The organism is Kyrpidia tusciae DSM 2912 (assembly GCF_000092905.1).
Lineage (GTDB): Bacteria > Bacillota > Bacilli > Kyrpidiales > Kyrpidiaceae > Kyrpidia > Kyrpidia tusciae.
Window position 1 is genome coordinate 2,344,073 of record NC_014098.1, and the last position, 24,338, is coordinate 2,368,410.

Here is a 24,338-nt window from a genome sequence, read left to right on the forward strand (position 1 = left end):
TAATACAAAACTTGGTCAAATCCAATATATGATCCCTGCTCTGGTACATAATCATAAGATGTTAATCATTAATCGAGCAGTACCAAGACATTCGTTCGCGATTAAATCTTTACTGAAACATTTTGATTGTTTTGGGCGTTTTGAGCACCCCGTTCGTAGAGAACCATCTCAAACCCCTCCTGGTGATGCTTACTTGCCTTTCCCATACTCTACCCAAGAGGGGCGGATGGTCCGATCATATGTTACAAAATTCCTCCCATTTTGATACAGTATATCAGGACCAATTTCGAATTACCAAGAAGCCTCGCCTTAGAAGAAAACGGAAATGGCCCGCGGTAAAACTCGTTGATCGAGGTAGACATAACGCCTCAAAATCTTCCATGAATCACCATCCCGAATTAAAGTATCCTCACGACGCCCCACATAATAGTACTCTTCGTGTTCTAACCTTGATTGGTAAACGATAAAGTTTGAATGCACCACAAAACTATTATCGTCCACATTATCCAAAATAAAGATATTTGTCACAAATCTCCTCGTCCTCGAACGAGGCTGTTCAGCATGCGCTAATCGCGTTTGCATTCTTTCATAACGTTTGCGCAAAAAGTACTTATCATCCTCGATCAAATGCCATTCGCCCAGTACTGGCGATTTTTCCTGGTCATTATCCCTCGTCTCGGTAGTAGGCATCCAATAAACAGCTTCATCTGTAAATAAATCTAGCCACGCTTCAAAATCTCCTTGGTCTAATAAATAAGCTTCACGATACAGAAATGTTTCAATCTCCTTCAGGATCTCCAGGTTAGTCATGAAAGACCCCCTCCTCACTCATCAACTTTAGCCAATATCGATAATAGTTCCTCTGATTCTGCTCGCTGTAATGCCGACCAAGGACACCGGGCAACCCTGGAATTTGAATCTCCCCCTCGTGACGAATACCCATGGAGTAATCAAAGTTAAACTGTCTCGTCACATAAGGTTTAGTTGCCTTGGTAATTTGCTCGAAATTTTCCCCGTCATCCGCTGCAAAAATTCCACCAGGAGCATTTTCGCGTTGGGAAAATCTCCTAGCATACTCCTTCGCAACATCAGGAGCTTCACTGTCGTATAAGGGGATTTGCCACAATTCCGTTTCATCTACTCCTTTAGGATGCCACTGGAATAAATGAATTCCACGAAAAACCCCGAATGTAAGAAACGTTAGATTCGGGAAAATCAGCAGCTGGCCAACTTGATGCAAGTCTGCATGCACTGGTGAAAGTTTTTCCCTCAGTTTTTTATCCACTGATTCCAAATACCTTTCTGCTTCAGGACCAAGTTGTTTGGCTATCATACGATCCAGCTCTAAACCTTTTCCAAATTCAGGTATATCCGCTACGCTATGTCCATTATCGCAGTAAGCATTATAAGATCCAACTGCGTCATAGGGCGGCATGAAGCCAATTTTAAAAGCGGAGCCATGAGTATATAAGACATGGTAGTCATCTCCAAAATTTTCTGTTGGAATCTTCCAGTTTGTTCTGAGTCTTAGTTTCATTACTGGACCCGTTACCTCGAAATTCCCCAAACACTTTTCAAAAGCAAGATCCATATACCATAGAAAATCTTTTCCGGCATATTCCACAAACGGTGCAGCGTTTGGATCCCAATTCGCGAAGATAAACCCCTTATACGATTCAACCCGCGGAACCTCTCTAAGGCGGTACTTCGAACGATCCAACTCTCCCCAATATGCGTATTCAAATTCTGGTACGCCAATTAAATTTCCACTATTTTCAAAGGTCCATCCGTGATATGGACATCGATAGAATCTTGAATTTCCAGCATCAGTTCTACAAATCATCATCCCACGGTGGGGGCAAGCGTTTAAAAATACGTGAATCTTTCCTTCTAAATCCCGAGTTATAATGACAGGATCTTCTCCCATATAATTAGTTACGTAGTCTCCTGGCTGTTTAATTTGGCTTTCGTGGGCAACAAAAAGCCAGCTCTTTGTAAATATTTTTTTCAGCTCTTCCTGATAAATCTCTGGATCCCAGAAAATCGCGGGACTAATCGAACCTTTTTCAAGATCAATAAATCTTTCCAAAGTTTTCATAACCGCTTTCCTCCTTTACATCTGACTGCCCGGAGCCGCGCATCATGCTCCTGTTACTTGATCAAACTTCCATGACCACGCTGCCCATTCCCGTTGCCCAGGACTGGGGAGCTTCATAGTACAGAATTCTCCCTTGCCTACCCTGAACCATGGAAGCCATCATGATCCAGTTGCGAATCTCCTGGCCCCCATTGCCCCCTTTTTCCATAATTTCTTCAGTCGAAAGATCGTAGAGTTCCTCCACACGCCCGGAAGAGATCACATCCAACAGCATGCGATCCCACTCTTCATTGATGCCGCCGGTTCCAGGCGGAAGCCAGTGGGAAAGGCCACCGGTCCCAATAACCGCAACCCTTTCGTTCTCCGGACGCAACGTTTCAATGGTCTCGCGCAAAACCTGCGCCAACTTTACGCACCGTTTCATGCTGGGCATAGGTTGAGTCATAATATTGGTGAGAAGGACGACAACGGGAATCTTCATTCCCGGATTGGCGTAGAGCAACGGCAACATCACACCGTGATCCAGCAATAGTTCTTCAGAAGTTGCCAGATCAAATTCGTTGTCAAAAGCATGTTGTACAAAACTTTGTGCAAAATCCCGGTGCCCGGTTACCTGAACTTTAGGGATATCCATGTCTCCGTACGCCATGTGCTTGTCACCGACACCTACACAAAACGCCGGCATATTATCCAAATGAAGATTGACCATGTGTTCGCTGGACATGCAAACAATGACATCCGGCCTAGCATCTTGAATGTAGCGCCCAAAGCGCCGAAATCCTTCAACAACATTCTTGGCCTGTTCTTCCACTCCGTGACTGCTCATCATGATATGAGAAGTAGCCGCTGCCGCAACAATTTTTCCCACGGTCAATACCTCCTCGTCCGCTTCGGGGCTGTTTTCGTTCCATTTTTAGAATCAACCAGTATAATCTGATGAAACTGTAAGTTTCTGAATTCTACAAGTCCTGAACATACTCCTTCACAGTCACGTGCCGAGCAGCGTCTTCATTTTTGAGCAACAAGTACCAGATCTGCAGGATCGGATGCATACCGATCGCGGACAATTTGGGCGGTTCGCCCACCTTCAAACCCTCGATTTCGTCTTCGGTCAACGTATATCGGCGAAGAACCGAATCCTCGTCACGCTTAAATGCGGCCGCAAGCTCTTTATCACGAACGATGTCCTGAACCAGTTTGTTCACTTGCCAAGCGCTCATCGTCCAATCCGCTCCTTTTGGATAGAAGATAGGCGTTAATAGGTTACGCATTCTTTAAAAAGTAGAGCGTAACGGCACAGAACTCATCAGGATGTTCGATCATCGCCCAATGACCGCAATTCGGGATAATATGCATCCAGGCATTCTCTATCAGCCTGCAGATCTCCCAGGATTCATCAATGGGAACCATGCGGTCGTTCTTTCCATGAATAACCAGAGTTTTGTGAGGGATACTCTGTAACTCTTCATCCTCATAGAACATTCCGTTCTTTTCCACCCACTTCATCGTGCCAATATACGCTTCCATCGTTCCTGGACTTTGACTGAGTGCCAGCCGATAATCGACCATGGCCTCATCCACTTCAAACTTTGGATTGGTTAAACCACGAACAATCTTATACATCTGTTCACGTCCAGGCGTATATTTCAGCACTGCATTTAATTCTTCACTCCGCTGGACAGGGCGGTGTCTGCCGGCACTGCCCAATAAAACCAACTTGTTGACCAGTTCCGGACGTTGAATGCATACCCCCAGTGAAGCCGCACCCCCCATCGAATTGCCGACCAGATTTAACTTGGAGACGTTCATAGATTGAATGACTCCAATAAGATGATCGATCCTGGCCTGGTTCGAATATTCAAAGGTAGCTGGATCGGGCTTGTCCGTTTTTCCAAACCCGACCATATCAATGGCCACCGCACGAAATCCTGCAGCCGCAAAGCGGGGCAGCGTATCTTTCCAGTTCCCCCAAGCGTCCGCACCCGCTCCTCCACCATGGACGAAGAGGACCGTTTCGCCGCTACCTGTTTCCCACACATGCGTCTTAATGCCGTTGGCCACAATATAGTCTTCTCTCAACTCGTCTGCCATGTTTTTCCTCCTCATACGATAGTGGTAGAAGTTCTCTTTCGTAGAATTTCCAAGAGGTCCGGAACTGCTGGGGTAACGTTCTTCCTTGATACCCCCTTTACACTTAAATGTTGATACTGAGTTTTCAGGTTTAATTTTAGAATTACAACGGCGAAATGTCAAGAGCCCGATCCGTTAACATCTTGTCGAAAGGGGGTTCTCTCATGAACCCGGATTTCGAAGTTTCTGGCCCTCGGAATGTTTAAGAATGGTTATTCATTCCTGAATGTTGAGTAGGAGGGGGCAGCTGGCCCCCGTCCTCCCACACCACCGGACATGCGGTTCTGCATGCGGCGGTTCACGAAGCTTAACGACGCCAACGGTAACGTTCGCGTCTGCCTGGGCTTCCTTCGGATTCCACCTCGCAATGGACACCCTCGTCTTGAGCCAGCACACTCATCGCCTACAGTGGCGTTTCACCGCCGAGTCAACACCCATGCCGAGCGCACAACAAATGCGGAAAGAAAAATTCCCCTTTTTTTCGTTTCAAGCTTCTCTTTAGGCTTGTTCCGTCCGACCCGACAGTAACCGTCCGGCCCGGGGTACAATCGGATCCAGTTCTAACACCGTTAACAATCGGTACACGGTCGCCGTCGCGGCCGATAACACCGGCAGTCCCACTTTGTCCTCCACCACCTGAATCGCGGGAAGCGAAGGCATTTGGACACACGCAGACAGAACGAGGGCTTCGGCACGGCTCAAATCAAGCCCATCGACGACTGCGGGTAAATTCATCGGATCCAGTCGCCCGACGGCGAGGTTATCCGCCACCTCCAGACTGACAGAGTCCGTCACTTCGATGCCGTATGACTGAATATACCCAACCACCAACTCTGTCAACGGTTTGACGTAAGGAGCCACCACGGCCACCCGCTTCACTCCAAGGGCCTCAATGCCGGCAATTAGAGCGCCCGCACTGCTGATCACCGGAATCGGGGCGCCATTCTCCCGAGCCACACGCTGCAGCCGTGTCTCCGAACACTCGTGATACCCGGCTCCCTGAGACATGATGGCCACCAAACAGGCATAAGCCATCGCGTCACACCGGGCATCGGACAACTCTATAGCGCAACGATCGCTGTCTTTGTCCATTTGCGCCAGTTCTTCTTTCGTTACGTGCTGCATCCGCATACGGCTGCTGTGAAATGTAAATGTTACATCCGGATCGATCTCCTCTGATCGCGCCCTTAACATCGCCGGGATCTCTGTCTCCATCGTCGTGTTGGAACTCGGCACGATCAGGCCAATCCGGTAGTTTCTCTTCATCCTGCTTCTCCCCTTCCCTGAACGGGAGTACAGTGGCCTTCCCCTGATATCCAAATGTAACCCTGCATTGGACGGGTTTCAGTGATCAGGCATTCCGACACCCGTCCCTTCAACCATCTGCCTCCCAGGCACATCCAGTGGAGATGATTCACGACCTGATCCACCGAGACGTCGGTTATCCACTTCGACACGTGGGAACGACCATCAATCCATCGTTCCGGTGCCTCGCCGACCGTTCCCCACCCGATAGCAAACGATTGTGAGTCAGGGACCTCGTATACCGCTGCGATGGCGAAGACAAGTCGTTTGTTTCCGAGGGTCACCGCCACGCGGGCTCCGCACAATGTCTCGGAATCCATGGTTGCAACACGACGACACAGGCTGCCGTATCGAAAAGGTCCGTTGGTGCCCCGCATGCGGATCACTCACTTTTCATCCACGTTCACCGAGAACTCGCCGATCCGCTCAATCCGGATCCGCACCACGTCCCCCTTCGCGATCGGCCCCACCCCCTCCGGCGTCCCCGTCGTCACAATGTCTCCCGGGTACAACGTCATCACATGGCTGACCACTTCAAAAAACCGGTAGCAATCATAGATCAAATCCCGCGTATTGGCATGCTGCCGCCGCTCCCCGTTCACCCACAGCTCCATCTCCAACCGGTGCGGGTCCCCCACCTCGTCCGCCGTCACGATCCACGGTCCGATCGGCGTGAACGTGTCGAACGACTTGCGCATCGGCCGGTCCTCTTTCCCCCGCACCGTGATGTCCATCAGCGCAAAATACCCGAAGATATACTCCGCCGCCCTCGACGCGGGTACATCCTTCGCCTTTCTCCCTACCACAAAGGCCAGCTCCGCCTCATGGTCCGTCCGCCGGTCCCGGTACGGCAAAAGCACCGTCTCCCCCGGTCCGATGATCGATGACGGCGCCTTCAGAAAAAAACCCAGCCCCTCCACCGTCGACGCGATGTTCATCTCCTGCTGGTGCAACACGTAGTTGACCGGCGCCGCCACGATCTTGCTCGGCCCGGGTACCGGCGCCCGCAACCGCACCTCCGACAACGCCTGAGACCCTCCCGCCTCCAAACGTCTCTCGATCGCCGGCCGCACCTCCGCAAACCGCTCCATCACCCGCACCAACGATTCCTGCACCCGTCCCGGGTCCCACCCCACCACCTCTCCCACATCCACCATGCGGTCTCCCTGCACCACACCCAACCGGTTCTCATTGAATACCGCCAATTTCATCTGCACCCATCCCGCCTTCCGTACCCGTTTTCTGCCGCATCCTTTTCCCCGACTTCCCCGCCGGCCGCTCACCGCAGAGGCTCGAACACCCGGACCACGTCCTGCCACCCGGTCGGGTGGGCCTCCTCCCGCTCCAGCCCCAGCTTCTCCATCACCGGACGGTCATTGATCGAGAACAAATACGCCTCCGTCTCTCCCGTGTTCACATGCTCATGCCACGCCCACGGCGGCACCACAAAGAAATCTCCCGCCTCCCAGTCAAACCGCTCCCCGTTGATCACCGTGTACCCCCGTCCTTCTTTCACGTGGTACACCGCGCTGCTCACATGCCGGTGCGCCTGGGTGTGCATCCCCGGCGCCAGCTTTTGGATCCAGCTCCCAATCCGCGCGTCGGCCGATTCCCCGTTGTTCGGATTGATATACTCCAGTGCGTATCCATCGCACGGGTCCGCCTCCAGTTCCGACAAACGGTCCAACGCCCGCTGGGTCTGCTCCCACGTGTACAGAATCAACGACGACGGATATCCGCCCTCTCCCCGCCGGGCCCCCACCGGCCGCATCATTCCTCCCGCATACCGCAGCGCCGAATAATTGGGCGGATACTTCACCGGGTGTCGATCTTCCGGATACGGCTCGAAAAACGACACCTTCAGCCGATCCAGCAGCGGCACGTCCAGCCCGTCCATCCACATCATCGGCTCCGTCCCCTCATGGCCGTGATCGTGCCACGTCCACGGCGGCGTCAGGATGAAATCCCCTTTCTCCATGTAGACTTTTTCGCCCTCCACCGTCGTGTACGCCTTCTCCCCCTCCAGGATGAACCGGATCGCCCCCTGAATGTGCCGGTGGGACGGCGCCACCTCCCCGGGCAACAACAACTGAATCCCCGCGTACAGCGTCCGGGTCGCCGCCATGGGAATCCCCTTGGCCTTCAGCCCCGGATTCTCCAGATAGATCACCCGGCGCTCCCCGCCCCGCTCCGGCGTCACCAGCTCCCCGCTGCGCAACACCCGTTCCCGGATGACCGACCATTTCCACAGGTACGGCACCGCGTCGGTGGCCGGCTCCTTGGTGATGACTCCTTGGATCACCGCCCAGAGCGGACCCAGGTAATACCGTTCAATCTCCTCGTGAAACGCCTCCAGCTCTGGAGACCACGTGTGTTCTTCCGCCCCCATTTTTCCCACGCCTCCTTCAATCTCTCGGTCACTTCGAAGTCTGAAAATCGGCACAGGCCACGTTCCATTCCCGAATCTCCGCTTCCATTCCCTTGGCTCGACAGGCAGGATCTTCTCCCACTGTCCGTTCGGCCAAGACCTCAAGGCCACTGTCAGCCATCCGTCACTAGTACATGTTTCTAAAAACCGCTTACTTAATATAGGGGAGAACTTCTTGTGCAAATCGTTCCATTTGCAACATCGTATCCTTGTGCGGTAGTCCTCCGACGTTGAAATAGAGAATCACTTCATCAATCCCGGCCGCCTCCACATCCTTGAGCACCCGGATGCAATGTTCCGCATCCCCGTTAATGATGCTCCGCTCACTCAAATCCTCCGTTTTCATATTACTCAATCGCTGGACAATATCAAGAAAATACCGAATGGAAGGAGGTGTCTTCTCGGGATCCTGTGGGAAGGCCGGTAAAATTCCCCGGAAATACTTCAGCATTCTGCGAGCCATACTTTCGACTTCCCATTTATTTTTAGATACTTGAATAAAATACGAGCATTTGACTTTCGTGTCCTGAAATCCATTTTCCTCGGCCGTCCGGCGAAATTGCGCCGCCGCTTCCTGAACATTGCCGAAGACCATAGCCGCGGCGAAAGGAGCAAAGATCACATTGAATCCGAGACTGGCCGCCTTTTCAAGGGACGGTCGGCTGAACGAAGCAACATACACAGGCGGATGCGGGGACTGAACCGGACGGGGAACCACCTCAATTTCCGGAATTTGAAAATGTTTACCCTCATACGACACTGCCCTCTTCGTCCAAGCTTCTTTGATGATATCCAATTGTTCGAAAAAGATTTCTTGACTCAGGTTATAGTCGATACCAAAGACTCTGTACTCTCGCTCGTCATACCCGCGCCCGGCTGAGAAAATCGTTCGCCCGTTACTCAGCACATCCAACAACGCGTACTCCTCCGCCATCCGAATCGGATGATTCACAGGCAACAACACCGTCGCCGGAGCCAATTCAATCCGCTTCGTCCGAGCTGCCACATGGGCCAAGAGCATGGAAGGCGAAGGCAACACGCCAAACAATCCGAAATGATGTTCAGGGACCCACACCGAATGAAATCCAAGCTCTTCGGCGTAGACTGCCTCCTCTACGAGAGAGCGAATCATCTGTTGCGGATTCTGCTGAGTTTCCTCATAAAGAGGGGGATTGTCCGTCAATGTAAAATAGCCGATCTTCATGAATTAGCACCTCCATTTGAGATCTCCAATCAAACGTTTGCCGTCATTCTCTCCCTCGGTAGCCCAACATTGAACATAACTCCTGTGCGGATTGCCGTAGACTGACGTTTAATGGATGGTTTCTGCTCACAACGGACTGGAGTATGCTCGCGGTAAGATCAAAGTGGTCGATCGCGGCCATCCCCCCATTCGATCATCCGGGACCTATGGTCTCAGCAGACAGGATGAGTAACTGCATCCGACCAAAACTGGTTAAATACCGACGGACGTTGCTTTTGGCATCCGCAACACTATTCCAAATTATGAAAACGGTAGCAGAGCTGCCCGGGCAACAAGAGTTTGGAGACTTTTTTCTATCAATTTTCTCCGGATCGAATTCCCAAACCCTTGTTGCATTTTGATATCCACGAACCACCCCCTCCGAAATTTATTATTAGTAAACTCAATTTACTAAAATTAAATGATAGTGTAATTATAATCGAACCATTCTTTCCTGTCAAGAATTCGCAATCACTCCGTTAAAATCTTACCGAAAGGGGAGTGGCTCACTCATGAAGAAACCTTACCGAAGGGATCGCGGTGCGGATGTCCATGCAAAGCTTGAGGAGCTTGGTTCGAAGGGCGTCGTAGAGGACAAGCAATCTGTAGAAGATGGAACTCCTGAGCCAGGTAACCAAGAACCTGACCCTGGTTCAGCATGGCCTGAATCACCCAATTTGCGGATGATCAATCAGATAATAGGGATGTCGGACTCAACACGCCGATGGGGTTCGTGCTGAAGGTTCGAAAAAAGGGACATCGAAAAAGGCTCTTCCCGGAGAACCCTTGACAGGAAAGAATGGGGCAACTACAATGATATTGTAATTTAATTTTAGTAAATTATGCTTATTAATAGTGAATTTTAAAGGGTGATGGTGTATGGGTATCAAAAGTAAAGAGGGTCTGGGGATTCAATCTGTGGAAACTGCGGTCAAAATTCTTCAGACTCTCGTTGCCCACTCAACCCCGATATCGTTGACAGAATTTGCAGGGTTGTTGGGGATGTCCAAAAGCAAGCTCCATCGGTATTTAACGAGTCTGTGTCGGATGCAGTTGCTCATCCAGTCTGCGGAAACAGATTTATATGCTCTCGGGCCGAGGATGATCGAATGGGGGTTAGCCGCCATGGACCAATATGATCTTACTGCGGCGGCGGTTCCCGTTATGAAGAATTTTGTAAACAAGGTCGATGAATCGATTGCTCTCGCGATCTGGTCGGATAAAGGTCCGTTGTTTGTTTCAGTTCAAAAAAGCACCAAGCAGATCAATATAGGGATCCGGGTGGGTTCCTACATTCCGGTGTCCACCAGTGCAACCGGACAGGTTTTTGCCGCGTACAACCGCGACGATCTGCGGATTCGAGCATTTCTCGAAGAAGAGTGCAGGGTAAGGGGAATTCCCTTGGATCAGGTAGAGCAAGAACTTCACATCGTCCGTCAGAGGGGGTTTGGATTTACTCGGGGCGGGGTGATTCAGGGATTGGGGGCAGTGGCCGTCCCCGTTCTGAATCATTCGTGCAACACGGAAGGGGTCTTGACCTTGATTACGGTCGAGTCCAGTGTGAGCACCGACAGAAACCATCCGTTAAATGTCGCTCTACGGGAATCTGCACAGGAGTTATCTTCCTTGCTGGGCTATCGAGGGAGAGTATGACAGCAGATGCATCATTGGAGATCCCTTCCCGCAGGATCCCGAGAAGACGCCTCCCTCCATCCGATATTTTCTCGATGTTGCTTAAACAATATGAAAACGGAGGGCTTGAGCATCCCAAGCCTTCCGCGCCAAGCAGTGGACCCAGATTTCGACCCTTTTGCCCATTGATCAGGCGCTCTTCATACGCGTAAGTCGGAGCGCCATTATTCGCCGACTGCGGATACGTGGGAGGAAAAATCTTCTGCTCCGGCCCGCCGGGAGGTTGCAGCGGCAAACGCTAATTTTTCAGTTCGGCGGGACCGTTGAATTCACATTCCGGGTCTTTTGGGGAGGTACAGGACACCCCGCACACCCTCCGGCCTCAGCATTCACCACTGAGGGGAACCGGGAGAATTTTTCACGGCGAACGGCTAGGCTGACGGTGCCGACAAGAACCGAGATTAGCGTAAGCAATGCCATTGCCACGCGATACGCTCGCGGCTCCATTCCGCATCGCCTCCTTTCGGGAAGATTCCCGGCGGAAGCGAGCGTTTTTCTTATCCGCCATCACCATTCTACCAAAAATCGCCCTTTTCCTGATAGCCGGGAGAGGCGGTAACTTTGTACAGAACGCTGGCAAAACCCCGCCGCATCTTTCCGCCCGTGGTACAATATCCTTGCCACCAACCGAAGCGGAAGGAGCGAACCGGCAATGGCCGTCGCCAAGGAGGAGCTCCATAGGCTTGTCGACCAGATCACGCACCCCGCGGACCTGGAAATCGCCTATGAAGCGCTGCGGGCCGTCGTCGAAAGCGACCGGGACCAATCCTGGTTCTGGACCGAATACTGGCAGACCGGGGAACGGGAGAAGGATCAACGACCGGGTTTTGGGTTAAGAGTATGCACGCCGTCTGTATTATGATACCCTGGTATACGAAGGGTTGCTGTTGGGCCATATGGTTCACGTGGTGGGCGCGGACCGATTGCTGATCGGCTCCGACTATCCGTTCGCCATTCAAGAAAAGGAACCCGGCCGGGCCCTGAAGCAATTGGCGTTGCCGGAGGACCAACTGGAGCTTATTCAATATCGCAACTGTCTCTCATATCTGAGGGCGACCCGGTAGGTCGTCATCCCATGGCACAAACGCAAAGATTCGAGGGAAGTGAGGAATCCAATGATGGAAGCAAAAGTGGAACAGGGCGTCTTTGAAACGATCGGCGGTTACCGCACTCATTACCATGAGGCGGGTGCGGGTGAAGGAAAGCCTCTGCTGCTGATCCATGGTTCCGGCCCGGGCGTTTCTGCATGGGCGAATTGGCGCCTGGTTTTTCCTTTACTTGCCGATGATTTCCAGTTGTACGCACCGGATCTCGTGGGATTTGGACAAACGGAAAAACCGCGCATCACCTATTCGGTGGATGTCTGGGTCGATCATCTGATCGCATTCATCGAACAGAAAAATCTTGCACCCGTTTCGATTATCGGAAATTCTTTGGGTGGGGCGTTGGCCTTACACATTGCCCACCGGCGTCCGGAATGGATTGACAAGTTAATCCTCATGGGGAGCGCCGGCATCCGATTCCAATTGACCGAAGGCTTGGACAAAGTCTGGGGCTACGAGCCAAGTTTGGAGAACATGCGAAATTTAATTCGGATCTTCGCCTATGATCAAACGATGGCTGAAAAAGACGACCTGGTCGAAATGAGGTACAAAGCGAGTATCCAGGAAGGGGCTCACGAATCCTACGCGTCCATGTTTCCGGCACCGCGTCAGCGATGGGTGGACGAGCTTTCTTTAAGTGAAGAAGCGTTGCGAAGTATAGACAAACCGACATTATTGATCCACGGACGCGAAGATCGCGTATTGCCGGTTGCCGAAACCAGCTGGCGATTGGCACAACTGTTGCCCCGGGCCGAATTTCACATGTTCTCGCAATGCGGACATTGGACACAGATTGAAAAGACAGAGGCCTTTTGTCGGTTGGTCAAACATTTTCTAAAAAACAATGGATGACGAGGACCCCGGGCCGCACCTTTCGCACCTTTGCACATGTGGCTGCGACGCGCCGCCCGTGGGCCCGGCGGCCCGGGTGATGACCAACATCACCCGGGTTCGCACGATCCCTTCCGCCGCGAGAATACAACGGTCGGTTCCGCCTGTCCGCGTCAGGCCTCATTCGCCGCTTTACTCCTCGCCGCCTCCACCCAACTGACAATCTGCTCCGGCCGAATCGGCAGTTCCGTCACCAGGACGCCGAACGGGGCGAGCGCATCGGAGACCGCGTTCGCCAGGGCCGCCGGAGCGGCGATCAGCGACCCTTCCCCCATGCCCTTAAATCCGCCCTCGCTGGACGAGGGGGTTTCCAGGTGCTGCACCCGCATCCTCGGGACATCGACGCTTTCCGGCAATAAATAGTCCATGAGCGATCCCGTCACCAGCTGGCCGTCTTCATCGTACCTGAGCTCCTCCAGAAACGCGCTGCCGATGCCCTGGGCCACGCCGCCGTGAATCTGCCCTTCCACGATCATCGGATTGATCAACCGACCGCAGTCGTTCACCACCACGTAATCCAGAACCTTCACGAAACCTGTCCGGATATCCACCTCCACCACCGCGGCGTGGGTGCCGTTGGAAAACGTGGCCGGCAGCGGCGGCCTGTAGCGGACCACCACTTCGAGGCCCGGCTGCATATCCTCCGGCAACCGCGACACATCGGCGTACGCCGTGCGGGCGATCTCGCGAATGGAAATGCCGCGGGACGGCACCCCGGCGACATGGGCCTGGCCGCCGGCCAACTCAATGTCCTCCTCGGCCGCCTCGAGCAGATGCGCCGCGAGCTTGATGATCTTTTTCCTCATCTCCTCACCGGCGCGCAAAGCGGCGCCGCCGCCGATGGTCCCGGATCGGCTCCCCCCGGTGCCACCGCCGAAGGGTGCACTGTCCGTGTCGCCGTGAAGCACCACGACGTCACCCACATCCACGCCCAGGCGATCGGCGATCAGCTGGGCCATGGTGGTTTCGTGGCCCTGCCCCGTCGGCCCGAGTCCAAACGCCGCGGTGACAGTACCCGACGGCTCGATGCGAATGCTGGCCGCCTCATACGGGGTCGACCCGGCTTCAGACTCGGCCATGGCGGACGGTTCGACAAAGGCGCAGAACCCGACGCCCAGATAACGGCCCTGTTTCCGCAGCTCTTCCTGCTTCCGGCGAAACGCCTCGTAATCGAGCATCTGAACCGCCCGCTCCAGGGATTCCCTGTAGGAGCCGGGATCATACACTTTGCCCGTCGGAGTATGATAGGGAAAATCTTCAGGACCGATCATGTTCACCCGGCGAACCTCCACGGAATCCTTGCCGAGGGCCCGGGCCACGGCCTCGACGATCCCTTCCTGCACCTGGGCGCCGATCGGGCCGCCCACGCCGCGGTATGGACCCAGAGGCGCTTTGTTTGAAAATACAGCGTCGATGGTGATCGAGACATGGGGAATCTTATACGGCCCCGTGATCATCTCGGTCGCCCAATTCGACTCCCCCACCGCGCCGGGGAACCCCGGAAACGGGTAGGCGCCGGTATCTCCGATCACATGATCTTGGATCGCGACAATGCGGCCGTCCTCTTCAAAGGCCACGTCCACTTCGTGAATGCTGTCCCGGGCATGGGCATCGGTGAACAACGATTCTGTGCGATCGCTCACCCATTTGACGGGTTTCCCCAAAAGTCGGGCAATCTGGGCCACCGCCACATACTCCGGATAGAACATGGCCTTGATGCCGAATCCTCCGCCCACCTCGGGAACCACGACGCGAATGCGGTTGTCGGGCATATTCAGGGCCCTGGCCAGAAGGGATCGAACGCCGTGCGGGGACTGATGAGACACATAGACCGTCAGGCGACCTCCCACCGGATCCACCGTCGCCGCGCATCCCCGGGTTTCCAAGGTCACGCCGGTCTGCCGGTGCACCTGAAAGGTCAACTGCATACGCCGGGGCGCCGACGAAAACGCCTCCGAAAAACCATCGCTGATGATTTCACGATGATGAAACAGGTTGGGCCGATGGCCGTGCACCCGTCGCGGGCCGTCCGCCGCCGCCCGGCGCATATCCAATACCGGTTCCATGGCCTCATATTCCACCTTGACAAGTTCCGCCGCATCCTCGGCGATGTAGCGATTGTCCGCCACCACCGCGACGATCGGCTCCCCGACAAAACGCACTTCCTCTTTCGCAAGCACCGGTTGGATCACATCGTACGGATTGAATTTCAGGGCCAGCGGCAAATCCTCAGCGGTAAAGACCGCCTTTACTCCGGGAACGCGCCGGGCCTCGGACGCGTCGACGCTGAGAATTCGAGCCGCCGCCTGGGTTGACCGCACAAAGGCGATTTCCAGCATACCCGGAACATCAAGATCATCCAAATACGATCCCTGACCTCGCAATAGCCGGGGGTCTTCCAACCGCGTCACCCGGGCGCCGGTGAATTGGGGTTTGAGCACTTCGGACACCCTCACCGTCCCCCTTTCTCCGCAACGTCCAACACAGCGTCGACGATAAACTGGTAACCCGTACATCTGCAGAGGTTTCCGGAGAGCGCTTCCCGCACCTGCTCCTCGGTAGGATGGGGATTTTCCCGCAGCAAAGCTTCCACGGCGACGATCATGCCCGGGGTGCAGAAGCCGCACTGCAACCCGTGATGGGCCTGCAGCGCCGCCTGGACCGGGCTCAATCCTTCAGCCGGAGTCAACCCTTCCACCGTGGTGATCTCGCGCCCTGCGGCCTGGACGGCAAACATGAGACAACTGCGCTCAGGCCGTCCGTCCACCAACACGGTGCATGCGCCACAAACCCCCTGTTCACAACCGACATGGGTACCCGTCAGACCGAGACGGTGTCGCAGGACGTCGGACAACAGCCAGCGCGGCTCCACATCCACATCGTACGTCTGACCGTTTACGCGAAGGGTAATCGCGACTTTTCGGATCTGTTCAGCACTCACGCTCCATCCCTCCCCAACGCACGCCGGTAGGCCGTTTCCGCCGCCAATACCCCCAGTCGTCTGCGATAGTTATCCTCCACATCCGCCTGCAGTACCGTTTTCTCCCACATCGCACGGCGAGCGGCCTCATCCTTGTCAAAGACCACCTCGTGTCGTTCCGGCCGCCCGCCGATCCCGAACCAAGTGACCGCCCCGGCGTCGCCCCCGCGCCATTCGACAAACGCTCCGGCCAGGGCAAAATCCCCCGACCGCCGGGCAAATTCGTGAAAACCCCAAGAGATGCCTTCGCTCAAGGGGATCTCCACCGCGGTGAGAATCTCGTCCGACTGCAGATCTGTCATCAGGTACCCCAGAAAGAAGTCTTCGGCAGAAACCCTCCTGATCCCGTCCGCATTGGCCAGCTCAATCACGCCTCCCAACGCGGTTACCGCCGCCGGCAGTTCCGCGGCCGGGTCCGCGTGAGCCAGGGACCCGCCCAGGGTCCCTCGGGTGCGGATGGCCCAATGGCCGATGTGACCCGCCGCCTCGGCAAGAATCGGCAAATGGGTGCAAATCAAGGGATTCCGGCGCAGTTCCTCGTGGCGCACCATGCCGCCGATGCGCAGAGCGCCGTCCACCAGCCGGACCTCCCTCAACTCGTCCATCGCATTCAGGTCGACCAAGGCCGACGGCCGACTCAGCCGGAAATTCATCAACGGGATCAGACTTTGCCCGCCGGCGATGACCTTGCTCCCGGGCACATCGCGCAGAAACCGCAGCGCGTCTTCCAAATCCTTGGGCCGGTAATACTCGAAAGCCGCGGGTTTCAATCCACATCCCCCCTGCACTGTCGTTCGGCGGCCGCCGCCGTCGACCGCCGATGCCGCCATTCTCGATGCCATAAACAGATTTTACCGTGAAAGTTCCAAAAGCGCCTTCGGAGAATGGCCCGACACCATCACGGTCACGTAGGGTTGTGCCGCCCGCAACGCCCGGGTTTTCGGGGCAAACCCCGGCGTCGCCATCAGCGGATTCATCCACGCGATGCGCACTCCCTCGCTGTACAACATCCGCAGCGCTTTTGCGAGCATCTGAGGATCCCCGGCATCCCACCCGTCGCTGATGATCAGAAGCGTTGTTCGCCCGCCCCCGACCCACCGGGATCCAAATCGCTGCAGCCAGTCGCCCAGCGCCTCTCCAATGCGGGTCCCGCCGGACCAAACCCGGCTGAACCGCGCCAACTCGGCCAGGGCGGGGCCGTAGGGCCCGCGCAACAGGTCCGTTACCTCGACCAACTCCGCGGCAAAGAGAAATACCCCCACTTGCGGCAACCGATGGACCAATTGATAAAGCCACGGCAGATAGAGATCGACATACTCCTCCATCGAACCGGACACATCCCAGAGCACCGCAAGACGGCCCGGGCGCCGGTTGGTAACCCTCGGCACAAACTTTGGAACCGGCCCGCCCCGCCGGGCCCAAAGCCGGGCTGTGGACCGCACATCCACCCCCGCACCGCCGTGCGACAGCCATCGCCTGCGGCTCACCACATGCGGTGCCATGGAGAAACGCCGGCCAACCCGGCGAACCCACGCCGGCGGCGCAAGAACGGTCTTTGGAGCCCCCCTTCCGGGCCCGGAACCCGCGGTTCGCCCTCGTTCAGCAAGATCACCCCCGGACGTTCCCCGGGCCTGCGGGCGGTCCATCTGCGGCTCCACCCGGCTGTTCCTCTCCCCCCCGACCTCCATTGCCTTAGTCAGTCAAGTCCCATCCAGAAGTTCCGGAATGCGTGAGGTAACCGCCTGGATATCCAGAAATTCTTTGATCACGCAACCGATCGTCCGGTGAATCCACGCCTCGCTCCATCGGCCGTCCAACTCGAAGGCCCGGGCCCAGTCCAGCGTCTCGGCCACCCCCGGCGGTTTGAGGAGATCCCAGCCCCGCAGCATCTGCACCGCGCGCACGATTCTCCTGACTGCTTCGTCCTCTAATCCGGGGATTTGTTTGCGGACGATGGCGCACTCCCGCTCAGGGTCCGGCCAGTCGACATAGGTGTAGAGTGACCGTCGCCGCAACGCGTCGCTGAGGGGCCGGGTTCGGTTCGAGGTCAGGAAGACAACCGGGGGCTCCCGGGCGGTCACCGTGCCCCATTCCGGCACGGTGATCCGGTAGTCGGCAAGAACCTCGAGCAACAGCGCCTCAAATCCCTCATCCGCCCGATCCACTTCATCGATCAATAACACGCAGCCGCCCGAACTCCGCAAGGCCCGCATCAACGGGCGCTCCAACAGATACGCCTCGGTGAACACGTTCTGCGCATCCCCGCGGGCGAGATCGACCATCTGCTTGTGATAATTCCAGTCGTACAGCGCCTGGCTGGCATCTAATCCTTCGAAACACTGCAGCCGGACCAACGGTTTTTGTAAGGCCCGGGCAACGGCGTCTGCCAGGGACGTTTTCCCGGAACCCGCGGGGCCTTCCAACAAAAGGGGGCGCTCAAGAGCAACCGCCAGCCTCACCATGCCGGCCAGACTTTCGTCGGCCACATATCCCGCCTGCTCCAACATCCGCATCCAGTCCCCCGGCGACCGATCCTTCGGCGACAACGCGGTCACTCCCCGTTTCGACCCTTTAGATGGCGAAATACCCGATCCACCCCAATCGCCGCATCGCGATGGATTCTAAGGCAATTTTCCCGATGCTTACATTCAATTCGACACATCGCCTTCCGATTCCTGCTGTCGCACATGCAAGCCCCGGGGAGCACATGTCCGCATCACAACCGCTCAATGACGGTGGCATTGGCCATGCCCGCCCCTTCGCAAATCGCAACAAGGCCGTACGTTCGCTCCATCCTTTCCAGTTCGTGCAGCAAAGTTGCGATCAGGCGTGCTCCCGTTGCACCCACCGGATGGCCCAGAGAAGAGGTCAACAGGATGAACCTCCTGAAAAACACCCCTTCTTCGCCCGATCGGTGTTCGCACCGCGTCAAGAATCACCGCTTCCCGCACGCGCATCCCCCCATCCCTCACATGGAAAACCGGACTTCTCCTCCATCGACCACCCACAGCGCCCCGTGCACGAACGACGCGGCCGGGGAGGCCAGAAACACGGCCACCCGCGCGATTTCCGAAGGCTCTGCGAAGCGGCCGAGCGGGATTGAAGCAGCGTACTGCTTTTCGACCTCTCCGGCGGTTTTGCCCAGACGCTGGGCTTCCGCATCCAGCCAAGTCTTGATGATTTCTGTATTGGTCACCCCGGGGGCGATTGCATTCACGCGTATCCCCTTGGGGCCGAGTTCATCCGCCAAGGTCTTCATCAAACCGACCACAGCCATCCGAAGGCTTGTCGCCAAGGTGTAGGTCGTGGAGATCTGTTTTACAAAATTCGACGTATTGATCACCAAGCTTGACCCGGTGGACATCAGGGGAAGAATCGCCTGAACGACGTGGACGGGGCCTTTGACAATGGTCTGATAGCCCGCATCCCATTGTGCGCCTTGAAGTTGGAGGAAGCTCCCGGCATCCGGCGCTCCCCCGTTGACAAAAGCCGCGTCCACTCGCCCGAAACGTTCTTTCACAACCTTCGCCACGGATTGCATCTGATCGGCATGGGTAATATCCGCGACAATGGGGAACACCTCTTGCCCTGTCTGCCGCCTGATGTTTTCCGCCGTTTGTTTCAGGGCCTCGTCCCGACGGGCGCAAAGAACCACCCGGGCCCCCTCCCGAGCAAATTCCAACGCCGTCGCCGCGCCCATCCCCCGGCTCGCTCCCGTTACCAGCACCACTTTCCCCTGCAGTTGCAAGTCCATGTTTTCTCTCGCCTCCCGCCCTCACTGTACACGCAGTGGTGTATCGTTGTCTTATCCGTTCAGGTTCCCTGGAACTCCGGCCGCCGTTTTTCGAGAAAGGCCGCGATCCCCTCCCGATGGTCGAAGGAGACATGCAGCAGCGATTGGGAAGCCGATTCCAAATCCATGAACGCGTCAAACGGCATCCGCAGGGCATCTCTAACGGCCCGTTTAGCCAGACCCATCGCCAGGGTTGGACCCGTGGCCAATTCTTCCGCCCACTCGGCCGTCAAGCCTTCCAGCATGGCCCGGTCCACCACGCGATTATAGACTCCCCATGAATAGGCCTGATCGGCACTCAGCGGTTCCCCCCGGAAAATCAGTTCTTTGATCCGCTTCGGCCCAATGTGCTGCACGAGAAAATAGATCATGGCGGCGTCGGGCATCGCCCCGATCTTGCCGAACGCCGGGATGAAAGAGGCATCCTGACTCGCCAGCACCAAATCGCAGGCGAGAACGACTCCGATCCCCGCCCCCGCCACCGGCCCGTTGAGCGACGCGATCACCGGTTTGTCTAAGAGCATGAGCGACTGGATCAACGGTCTCACTTTTTCATTCAGAAGCCGACGGGTTCCGAGCGGCCCCAGCCCTTGAATCTCTCGCAAATCCCCTCCCGCACAAAACACCGGCCCTGCACCGGTTAACACCAAAACCCGAACCTCGTCGCGCTCTCGCGCCTCCGCCAAGACTTGCTGGATTTCTTCGAACATCTCTCCGTTGAGCGCATTGCGGACCTCAGGGCGATTCAAGGTCAGCCGGCCGATCCCCTGATTCACTTCCCATACAATCGTTTTCAAAACCCATTCCCTCCAATCAGCCCCAGACCGATCTCGAATCCGACCTTTTCAGCGGTCAGGAAAGTGTCACCTCGTCCCTTCGGGTCCTCATTCTTGTCCTTTTCCAAACTTCGGAGGCTCTTTCGCAAAAAACGCCCGCACGGCTTCACGATGGTCGGCCGTTTGGAACGTGATCCCTTCCATAGCCAAGGAGGCGGTCAAAACGGTGTTCATGACTTGGGACACAAAGAGATTTACCGACCGTTTGGTCAATTCAATGGCCAGCCGCGGGCCCGTGGCCAAGCGCTCCGCCAGCCGGTACGTTTCCTGCTCCAACTGTTCCCGGGAGTACGCATGATTGACCAACCCCATCTCCGCCGCCTCCGCCCCGGTGAGCGCCTCTCCGGTCATCAAGAACTCTTTCGCCCGATTGGGCCCCACCAACAACGGCCAAATCACCGCCCCGCCGTCTCCGGCAACCACACCGACACCCACATGCGGATCGGCGATTCGCGCATCCTCCGCCATGAGGCAGATATCTGCAAACAGCGCAATCGTGGCTCCCAACCCAATGGCGGGGCCATCCACCATGGCGATGATGGGTTGCGGCAGGGCTGTCATCGACCGAACGATTTCCACGCCTTGGCGAAGGATCTCCGCATATCCTTCCGGCGTGCGCGCTTCTGTTTCAAGCCAGTGCAGATCACCCCCCGCACAAAACGCCCGTCCCTCTTCCGCTCCCCGCAAAACCACAATGCGGGTTTCCCGATCTCTGGAGATATCCACGAAAACCCGGCTCAATTCCTCATGCATCTTTTGATTGACCGAATTGCGAGACCCGGGATTCGTCAGACGCACGGTGAGAATGGTCCCGCGCCTTTCAAACGTCAACGTTTCATACGATTCATACACCCTCCGTCCCTCCTCATGAATCTTGGGATATCTCGTCCGCATCCCCCGCCGCCCGCCTGCGTATCAGGCGCCTCGGCCAATACCGCAGAACCAGCTCTCCACGATGGTTGAACACGGCATTCTCGGTGACCACAATCCCTCGCTCCGGATTGGAAGTCTCCCGTTTTTCCACCAAGGTGAGTCGCACCCTCATCCCGTCGCCCACAAACAAAGGACGCTTGATGTCCATCTCACCGGCCAAGTACGCAATCCCCGTTCCTTCAAGAATTCCCGACTGCATCACCAACCCTTCCGCATAACTGAAGATCAGGGCTCCCGGTGCAATCCGCCTGCGAAAAGGGGTCTGGTTGCGGATATATTCTTCATCAAGAAACAAAGACTCCGTCATCCCGCAGGCCGTCACGAATTGCAGGACATCCCATTCTGTCAGAGTCCTCTGTGCCGTCTCCATCTTCCACTGATCCGTGTAGTCCTCCCAGAATAACCCGCGCACCCTGCGGTCCCCTTTCCATCCCATCATTCCGTCCGATCTTGACATGTTCAACGCAGAGAAGTCCACACGGTTTTGAGTTCCGTATAGAGATCCAACGCTTCTTCCCCCAATTCCCGGCCGAAACCGCTCATCTTGTAGCCACCGAACGGCGCGGCGGCATCCAACAGGTTATAGGCGTTAATCCAGACCGTGCCCGCCTTGAGCGCCTTGGCCACATTGTGCGCACGCGACACATTCTGCGTCCAAAGACCCGCAGCCAATCCGTATTTTGTCGCATTCGCCGAACGGATGACCTCTTCCGTGGTCTCAAAGGGAAGAACAAGAGCCACCGGTCCGAAGATCTCTTCCTGGGCCACCGTCATCTGATTGTCTTCGCCGACGAGAACGGTCGGCTCATAGAAATATCCTTTGGAATGCTTCTCTGGAATGCGGCCTCCCTCGATCACCCTCGCCCCTTCACGGATGCCGACGCCCACATAGTGTTGAACCCGCTGCCGATGTTCCTCGGAGATCAGTGCGCCAAACGTTGTCCCCGAATCAAAGGGATCTCCGATCGTGACCTTTCGCGCAGCCGTCGAGAGCTGTTCCAAAACCTCTTCATACACCGGCTTTTGCACAAAAATCCGCGAACCCGCCAGACACACTTCACCTTGGTTATAAAAGATCCCGCTCACAATCCCCTTCACCGCCGCAGGAAGATCGGCGTCGGAAAAAACGATGTGCGGCGACTTGCCCCCCAACTCCAAACTCACGCGTTTAATGTGCGTGGCCGCCTGCCTCATGATCTGTTGCCCCACCGCGGTGGATCCGGTAAAAGCGATTTTATCGACGCCCGGGTGGGCCACCAAAGCCGCCCCGGTGGTTTCCCCGTCGCCGGTCACGACGTTGAATACCCCTTCAGGGACGCCGGCCTCCGCCATCAATTGGGCCAAATACAGCGCCGACAACGGAGTTTCCTCGGCGGGTTTCAAGACCACGGCATTGCCCGTCGCCAACGCGGGGGCCACCTTAATCGCGGCCATATACAATGGAAAATTCCACGGCACGATCTGCCCGACCACCCCGACGGGTTCCCTCATTGTATACGTCAAAAAGCGCCCGCGGACAGGGATGGTCTCTCCTTTCAGCTTTGAAGGCCAACCTGCGTAATACCGGAAACATTGAATGGTCAATGGGATATCCACAGCCTGCGCGTCTCGAATCGGCTTGCCGGTGTCGTACGTCTCCAAAAGCGCCAATGTGTCCGCGTGAGCCTCGATCAGGTCCGCCACACGATGGAGTAGCCGCTCTCGATCATGTGGATTCATGCCCGCCCAGCGACCCTCATCCACCACCCTCCTCGCCGCTCGAACCGCCCGGTCGACGTCCCCTTGCCGAGCCCACGGCACGCGGCAGATCTCCTCACCGGTTGCCGGGTACACCACCGGAAATGTCTCCCCGCCGGCCGAATCCACAAAACCGCCGTCGATAAACAACTGTTTGGGGAAGGAAATATCCTCAATCCGCAGCACGTTCATGATTGCCCCCTCAACCCCCGGTTTGGCCTCGAATCAATCTCCAACTCTTATCCGCCTTCTCGCTAGCCGCGCCCCGTTGTTCTCGAAAAGCTTTGGTGATTTCCTTCTGAACCTCACGCAACAATTGAATCACGTAATCGCGTTTTTTCGCCATGCGCTGGGCGGGCCCGCTCACGCTGATCGCCAAAGACACCGTCTCGTCCAGCCATACGGGCACGCCAATACACCACAGCCCCTCTTCCAACTCCCCTTTGTCCATGGCATACCCTTTCTCTCGAACTTCCTGAATCATGTCGGCAATGGCTTTTGGATCGGTCACCGAAAGGGGAGTAATCTTCTCCAACCGGGCGGATAGATATTCATCGATAAAAGGCTGCGGAGCCATAGACAGCAAAGCCTTCCCCAAAGACGAACAATGCAATGGGGAGCGGCGCCCGATCCAGGCGACCGCACGAACGAGGTAGGCACTGTCCATTTTATCGATGATCACAGCCCGATTCCCTTCCATGGCCGCAAGTTGAACCGCTTCTTTGGTGGCACGGTTCAGTTGTTCGAGATAGGGGCGAATCAATTCCCGGTACCGACTGTGTGGAACATAGTTCTCCGCCCAACGGGCCAGCGTCGGACCGAGATAATAGCGGTTTCCCCCCTCCTCTTTCTCCAATATCCCCACGGTTTCCAGTGTGTTGAGGATGCGGTACACCGATGATTTCGGAATGTGCAACGCATCGGACAACTCCCCGACAGTCCAGCCGTATTTTTCCGAGCCGGTAAAATGCTCCATGATTCGGATCGTTTTGATCAAGGCCGGAACCACATGATTGCCGCTTTCGGAAAAACCCTTCACGGATCCCACCTCCGACGCGGTTGCCTACCGCTTACCCCATTCATTGTACACGTAATGGCTCGGCTTGGGACAGGACCTCCGGGGCGGTGCGAGCGATTCCATGACACGGTGCCCGCACCGTTCCAGAAAT

At 56.0% G+C, this 24,338-nt stretch carries 24 protein-coding genes and 1 pseudogene; 4 read left to right on the top strand and 21 right to left on the bottom strand.

Annotated elements, in window-relative coordinates; translation table 11 throughout:
• Positions 1 to 309: 309 nt before the first annotated feature.
• From BTUS_RS11640 to BTUS_RS11685, 9 genes are all read right to left on the bottom strand, one after another.
• Positions 310 to 810: an aromatic-ring-hydroxylating dioxygenase subunit beta gene (locus BTUS_RS11640; RefSeq protein WP_013076268.1), complete on the bottom strand. Its 501-nt coding sequence runs from the start codon at positions 808 to 810 to the stop codon at positions 310 to 312.
• Complete coding sequence (locus tag BTUS_RS11645; protein ID WP_013076269.1) at positions 803 to 2,098, bottom strand: aromatic ring-hydroxylating oxygenase subunit alpha; 1,296 nt, start codon at positions 2,096 to 2,098, stop codon at positions 803 to 805. Before BTUS_RS11645 ends, BTUS_RS11640 begins: the two co-directional genes overlap by 8 nt.
• Before the next feature lie 61 nt (positions 2,099 to 2,159).
• Positions 2,160 to 2,966, bottom strand: coding sequence for a DODA-type extradiol aromatic ring-opening family dioxygenase (locus BTUS_RS11650; RefSeq protein ID WP_013076270.1), 807 nt, complete (start codon positions 2,964 to 2,966; stop codon positions 2,160 to 2,162).
• Positions 2,967 to 3,057: 91 nt separating this feature from the next.
• On the bottom strand, positions 3,058 to 3,318 hold the full coding sequence (locus BTUS_RS11655; RefSeq protein ID WP_013076271.1) for an extradiol ring-cleavage dioxygenase LigAB LigA subunit: 261 nt from the start codon (positions 3,316 to 3,318) through the stop codon (positions 3,058 to 3,060).
• Positions 3,319 to 3,361: 43 nt separating this feature from the next.
• Positions 3,362 to 4,189, bottom strand: coding sequence for an alpha/beta fold hydrolase (locus BTUS_RS11660; protein ID WP_013076272.1), 828 nt, complete (start codon positions 4,187 to 4,189; stop codon positions 3,362 to 3,364).
• A 537-nt stretch (positions 4,190 to 4,726) separates the two neighbouring features.
• The gene (locus tag BTUS_RS11665) at positions 4,727 to 5,494 is read right to left on the bottom strand and encodes a maleate cis-trans isomerase family protein (protein WP_013076273.1); all 768 of its coding nucleotides are present in this window, start codon (positions 5,492 to 5,494) and stop codon (positions 4,727 to 4,729) included.
• Positions 5,495 to 5,919: 425 nt separating this feature from the next.
• Positions 5,920 to 6,744 (bottom strand): fumarylacetoacetate hydrolase family protein, encoded by an 825-nt coding sequence (locus BTUS_RS11675; protein WP_041305835.1) that lies wholly within the window; start codon positions 6,742 to 6,744, stop codon positions 5,920 to 5,922.
• Between the two features lie 68 nt (positions 6,745 to 6,812).
• A complete protein-coding gene (locus BTUS_RS11680; protein WP_013076276.1) occupies positions 6,813 to 7,922 on the bottom strand; it encodes a cupin domain-containing protein in 1,110 nt (369 codons plus the stop codon).
• A gap of 190 nt (positions 7,923 to 8,112) precedes the next feature.
• Entirely contained in the window at positions 8,113 to 9,165 is a 1,053-nt protein-coding gene (locus BTUS_RS11685) for an LLM class flavin-dependent oxidoreductase (protein WP_013076277.1), read from the bottom strand.
• A gap of 918 nt (positions 9,166 to 10,083) precedes the next feature.
• On the opposite strand from BTUS_RS11685, the gene BTUS_RS11690 reads away from it, so the two are divergent.
• From BTUS_RS11690 to BTUS_RS11700, 4 genes are all read left to right on the top strand, one after another.
• Positions 10,084 to 10,857 carry an IclR family transcriptional regulator gene (locus BTUS_RS11690; protein ID WP_013076278.1) on the top strand — a complete coding sequence of 258 codons (774 nt, stop codon included), beginning with the start codon at positions 10,084 to 10,086 and terminating at the stop codon, positions 10,855 to 10,857.
• Positions 10,858 to 11,548: 691 nt separating this feature from the next.
• A complete protein-coding gene (locus tag BTUS_RS11695) occupies positions 11,549 to 11,758 on the top strand; it encodes a hypothetical protein (RefSeq protein ID WP_013076280.1) in 210 nt (69 codons plus the stop codon).
• A gap of 25 nt (positions 11,759 to 11,783) precedes the next feature.
• Entirely contained in the window at positions 11,784 to 11,960 is a 177-nt protein-coding gene (locus BTUS_RS18480) for an aminocarboxymuconate semialdehyde decarboxylase- like protein (protein WP_013076281.1), read from the top strand.
• A 54-nt stretch (positions 11,961 to 12,014) separates the two neighbouring features.
• Complete coding sequence (locus tag BTUS_RS11700) at positions 12,015 to 12,851, top strand: alpha/beta fold hydrolase (protein WP_013076282.1); 837 nt, start codon at positions 12,015 to 12,017, stop codon at positions 12,849 to 12,851.
• A gap of 152 nt (positions 12,852 to 13,003) precedes the next feature.
• Here BTUS_RS11700 and BTUS_RS11705 read toward each other — a convergent pair whose 3' ends face one another.
• The 12 genes and pseudogenes from BTUS_RS11705 to BTUS_RS11760 all read right to left on the bottom strand — a co-directional run bounded on the left by BTUS_RS11705 (position 13,004) and on the right by BTUS_RS11760 (position 24,208).
• Positions 13,004 to 15,340: a xanthine dehydrogenase family protein molybdopterin-binding subunit gene (locus tag BTUS_RS11705; RefSeq protein WP_013076283.1), complete on the bottom strand. Its 2,337-nt coding sequence runs from the start codon at positions 15,338 to 15,340 to the stop codon at positions 13,004 to 13,006.
• Between the two features lie 2 nt (positions 15,341 to 15,342).
• On the bottom strand, positions 15,343 to 15,831 hold the full coding sequence (locus BTUS_RS11710) for a (2Fe-2S)-binding protein (RefSeq protein ID WP_013076284.1): 489 nt from the start codon (positions 15,829 to 15,831) through the stop codon (positions 15,343 to 15,345).
• Positions 15,828 to 16,640, bottom strand: coding sequence for an FAD binding domain-containing protein (locus tag BTUS_RS11715; RefSeq protein ID WP_013076285.1), 813 nt, complete (start codon positions 16,638 to 16,640; stop codon positions 15,828 to 15,830). The genes BTUS_RS11710 and BTUS_RS11715 overlap by 4 nt, the downstream gene beginning before the upstream one ends.
• Before the next feature lie 81 nt (positions 16,641 to 16,721).
• Positions 16,722 to 17,528: a VWA domain-containing protein gene (locus tag BTUS_RS11720; RefSeq protein WP_169307976.1), complete on the bottom strand. Its 807-nt coding sequence runs from the start codon at positions 17,526 to 17,528 to the stop codon at positions 16,722 to 16,724.
• Positions 17,529 to 17,570: 42 nt separating this feature from the next.
• Positions 17,571 to 18,416: an AAA family ATPase gene (locus BTUS_RS11725; RefSeq protein ID WP_013076286.1), complete on the bottom strand. Its 846-nt coding sequence runs from the start codon at positions 18,414 to 18,416 to the stop codon at positions 17,571 to 17,573.
• A gap of 170 nt (positions 18,417 to 18,586) precedes the next feature.
• Positions 18,587 to 18,733, bottom strand: a pseudogene (locus tag BTUS_RS11730) (steroid 3-ketoacyl-CoA thiolase); the annotation flags it as partial.
• A gap of 105 nt (positions 18,734 to 18,838) precedes the next feature.
• Positions 18,839 to 19,624 carry an SDR family oxidoreductase gene (locus BTUS_RS11735; protein WP_013076287.1) on the bottom strand — a complete coding sequence of 262 codons (786 nt, stop codon included), beginning with the start codon at positions 19,622 to 19,624 and terminating at the stop codon, positions 18,839 to 18,841.
• A 59-nt stretch (positions 19,625 to 19,683) separates the two neighbouring features.
• On the bottom strand, positions 19,684 to 20,460 hold the full coding sequence (locus BTUS_RS11740; RefSeq protein WP_013076288.1) for an enoyl-CoA hydratase/isomerase family protein: 777 nt from the start codon (positions 20,458 to 20,460) through the stop codon (positions 19,684 to 19,686).
• An 87-nt stretch (positions 20,461 to 20,547) separates the two neighbouring features.
• Positions 20,548 to 21,351: an enoyl-CoA hydratase/isomerase family protein gene (locus tag BTUS_RS11745; RefSeq protein ID WP_041304227.1), complete on the bottom strand. Its 804-nt coding sequence runs from the start codon at positions 21,349 to 21,351 to the stop codon at positions 20,548 to 20,550.
• A gap of 13 nt (positions 21,352 to 21,364) precedes the next feature.
• On the bottom strand, positions 21,365 to 21,844 hold the full coding sequence (locus tag BTUS_RS11750; protein WP_052300618.1) for a MaoC family dehydratase: 480 nt from the start codon (positions 21,842 to 21,844) through the stop codon (positions 21,365 to 21,367).
• Between the two features lie 47 nt (positions 21,845 to 21,891).
• Entirely contained in the window at positions 21,892 to 23,361 is a 1,470-nt protein-coding gene (locus BTUS_RS11755) for an aldehyde dehydrogenase family protein (protein WP_013076291.1), read from the bottom strand.
• Positions 23,362 to 23,371: 10 nt separating this feature from the next.
• Entirely contained in the window at positions 23,372 to 24,208 is an 837-nt protein-coding gene (locus BTUS_RS11760; protein WP_013076292.1) for an IclR family transcriptional regulator, read from the bottom strand.
• Between the last annotated feature and the right edge of the window lie 130 nt (positions 24,209 to 24,338).